The following is a 3,421-nucleotide window of genomic DNA, read 5'->3' as shown; positions in this document are numbered from 1 at the left end:
AGATCAGTTAAAAGGCATCAGTTCTAAAACAACGGTAAGTCTTGATAATTATTATAACGGTTTATACATTTTCCAATTGCGGGATCAGCGGGGTAACCTCGTGGAATCCGGTAAGTTCAATGTTGTAAAGTAGATATATCTGGCATCAAAATAAAAAAGGAAAAGTCACGGTTTACATCGTGACTTTTCCTTTTTTTTAATACCTGTCCTTATCAGGAAACTTCTACAATGAGGAATTTCAGGTAAGTGGTATTCTCAATATTTCTCAGGATAGGATGATCCTGTGCCTGTGTTTGGAACGTTACCTGGCGCAGTCTTTTCTTCGCATCCTTTGCGGCGGCGTCAATGGTTTGCAGGAAAAGATCCGGCGACACCAGGTTAGTGCAGGAAGCCGTTACCAGGAAGCCTCCGGGCTTCAGCAGTTTCATACCACGAAGGTTGATTTCCTTATAACCGGTTACGGCTTTGGAGATATTCTCGCGGCTTTTGGTAAACGCCGGGGGATCCAGTATTACCACATCGAATTTCTTCTCTTCTTTTGTCCACTGCTTCAGTTGGTCAAACGCATTCACGGCCTGGAACTGACAAATATCCTGCAGGTTATTCAGCTCCGCATTCCTGCGGGCGGTGTTCACGGCTGTTTCGGAAATATCGAGCCCGAGCACACTTTTGGCGCCGTAAAAACCGGCATGGCAGGAGAATGTACCGGTATAACAAAAGGCTTCCATTACATCGGCCCCCTTTACAATATGGCGGATCTCGCGGCGGTTATCCTGCTGATCCAGGAAATAGCCGGTTTTCTGACCATTTACTACATCTACATGGAACTTCAAACCATTTTCATTAATAACCAGGTTGGTGTCGAAAGGCGCACTGAGAAAGCCTTTCTGCTGGGTCATTCCTTCCAGTTCCCTTACAGGTACATCATTTCTTTCGTAGATGCCTTTGGGTGAAAATATGCGGTTGATGGCATCCACGATGGCATCTTTCCATTTTTCCATCCCCAATGCAAGCGTTTGTATAACAAAGTAATCGTTGAATTTATCGATCACGAGCGCCGGCAGGTCATCGGCTTCCCCATATACCAGGCGGCAGTTTTCCACATACCCCAGTTTCTGCCGGTATTCCCAGCATTTCAGGAGGCGGTGGTAAAAGAATTGAGGGTTGATCTCTTCATTTTTATCACGGGTAAGCAATCTTACCAGGATCTGCGACTGGGGGTTGATATAACCGCGGCCAAGGAAAAAACCTTTATGCGTATATACATCTACAATGTCGCCGGCATTTACATCTCCTTTTATTTCGGCCACTTCATTGCCGAAAATCCAGGGATGCCCTTGTAACACCCTGTTTTGTATCTGTTTCTTTAAAAAAACTTTAGTCATTTATCGTATTTCGAGGGGCAAAGGTAGCTATTTAGCGGTTAGCCTTTGGCTTTTCGCTGCAATTCTGCCTTTTTGTCGGCAAAGCCGCTGTTGGCAAAGAAATTGACTGGATACCTGCGCAGACAATTATTACTTATTATGACAGAAAAAGAAAAAGACATGCAGACAAACGGTCAGGCTAACGCTGGTAGCGAAAACGAAAGCATGCCAGAAGAAAATATAAGCAATAGTTCGAATACGAATACGGAAGCAGAGGAAGTGAGTGAGCTGGAGAAGAAAGAGAAAGAAGTAAGTGAGATCCGTGATAAATATCTCCGGTTACAGGCGGAATTTGACAATTACCGTAAACGTACTGCCCGGGAACGTATAGAACTGATGCAAACAGCCAGTAAAGAAGTTATCATATCTTTGCTGGATGTGCTGGATGATAGTGACAGGGCTCTGAAGCAATTGGAAAATACTACAGATATTGCTGCCGTTAAAGATGGTGTAATGTTGGTTTTCAATAAACTGAGAAATACCCTGCAAGCGAAGGGACTGAAGCCAATGGAGAGTATACACACCCCATTTGATCCGGATCTGCACGAGGCTATTACTGAAATCCCCGCTCCCACGCCGGAGCTGGCTGGTAAAGTAGTAGATGAACTGCAACCTGGTTATTACCTGAATGACAAATTGATCCGTCACGCTAAGGTAATTGTGGGCAAATAAAATGACGATGTGGCATAATCTCCGGTAACCTGTGCCATTGCTGACGTAAAACAATATTTTTTACTGAAACAAAGGCCGGTGCATGCACCGGCATTAAGTGATTTTATAATGTCTACCAAGAGAGATTATTACGAAGTTCTGGTTGTTGTAAAAACTGCTTCCCAGGACGAAATTAAAAAAGCTTACCGTAAGGTGGCGATGCAGTTTCACCCTGACCGCAACCCAAATAACAAGGAGGCAGAAGAAAAATTCAAAGAAGCAGCTGAAGCCTATGAGGTATTAAGCGACCCCGATAAAAGGGCGCAATACGACCGCTTTGGCCATGCCGGCATGAATGGCAACCGTGGTGGTGGATATGGCGGTGGTGGAATGAACATGGACGACATCTTCTCCAACTTCGGTGACATTTTTGGTAACGATGATATTTTCGGCAGCTTCTTCGGGGGCGGTGGCGCACGTGGTGGCGGAAACCGCCGCGGACGCGGTACCCGCGGTTCCAACCTCCGGGTAAAGATCCGTCTTACCTACGAGGAAATCGCCAAAGGCGCCAACAAGAAAATTAAAGTAAAGAAATATGTACCCTGCCAGCATTGCGGTGGCCTGGGCGCAAAAGATAAGAACGCATTCCAGTCGTGCAATACCTGCGGCGGCTCCGGCCAGGTAAGAAAAGTTACCCAAACTTTTCTCGGACAAATGCAAACCGTTACCACCTGCCCCACCTGCCATGGTGAAGGACAGACCATTACCAGCAAATGCGGCCACTGTAAAGGGGAAGGCCGTATGTACGGTGAGGAAATGGTGAGCATCGACATCCCGGCTGGCGTTCAGGAAGGCATGCAACTGAGCATGAGCGGTAAAGGTAACGCCGGCGAAAGAGGCGGCGCCCCCGGCGATCTGCTCATCCTGATCGAAGAAGAACCACACCCGGAACTGCAACGCGACGGACTCAATGTAGCTTACGACCTGCACATCTCTTTCCCCGACGCTGTATACGGCACCTCCCTGGAAGTGCCTACCATTGACGGGAAAGCAAAAATTAAAATCCCCGCCGGTACACAAAGCGGTAAAATATTCCGCCTGAAAGGCAAAGGATTCCCTTCCGTTAACTCATATGAAAAAGGCGATCAGCTGATCCATATAAACGTATGGACGCCACAACATGTAAGCGCTGAAGAGAAGGAAATGCTGGACAAACTACAATCATCCGATAACTTTAAACCCAACCCTGAAAAATCCGAAAAAGGATTCTTCGAAAAGGTAAGGGATATCTTTAGCTAATGCAGCGAAGGGGGATCGCCTTCGGCGATTGTCTTGGAACACTGATT

3 protein-coding genes are annotated in these 3,421 nt (G+C 46.5%); 2 read left to right on the top strand and 1 reads right to left on the bottom strand.

Annotated features, from left to right (window positions below):
- Positions 1-212: 212 nt before the first annotated feature.
- Positions 213-1,385: a class I SAM-dependent rRNA methyltransferase gene (locus tag VN105_RS03235; RefSeq protein WP_325637870.1), complete on the bottom strand. Its 1,173-nt coding sequence runs from the start codon at positions 1,383-1,385 to the stop codon at positions 213-215.
- 138 nt (positions 1,386-1,523) lie between these two features.
- Between VN105_RS03235 and VN105_RS03230 the strand changes: the two genes are divergently transcribed.
- Complete coding sequence (locus tag VN105_RS03230; RefSeq protein WP_325637868.1) at positions 1,524-2,096, top strand: nucleotide exchange factor GrpE; 573 nt, start codon at positions 1,524-1,526, stop codon at positions 2,094-2,096.
- A gap of 108 nt (positions 2,097-2,204) precedes the next feature.
- The gene (dnaJ, locus tag VN105_RS03225; RefSeq protein WP_325637866.1) at positions 2,205-3,374 is read left to right on the top strand and encodes a molecular chaperone DnaJ; all 1,170 of its coding nucleotides are present in this window, start codon (positions 2,205-2,207) and stop codon (positions 3,372-3,374) included.
- Positions 3,375-3,421 lie beyond the last annotated feature (47 nt).

It is taken from the genome of Chitinophaga sp. (genome assembly GCF_035564935.1).
In the GTDB taxonomy this organism is placed as follows: domain Bacteria; phylum Bacteroidota; class Bacteroidia; order Chitinophagales; family Chitinophagaceae; genus Chitinophaga.
The sequence above is the reverse complement of the archived record's forward strand: the minus strand, read 5'-3'. Positions and strand labels throughout refer to the sequence as shown.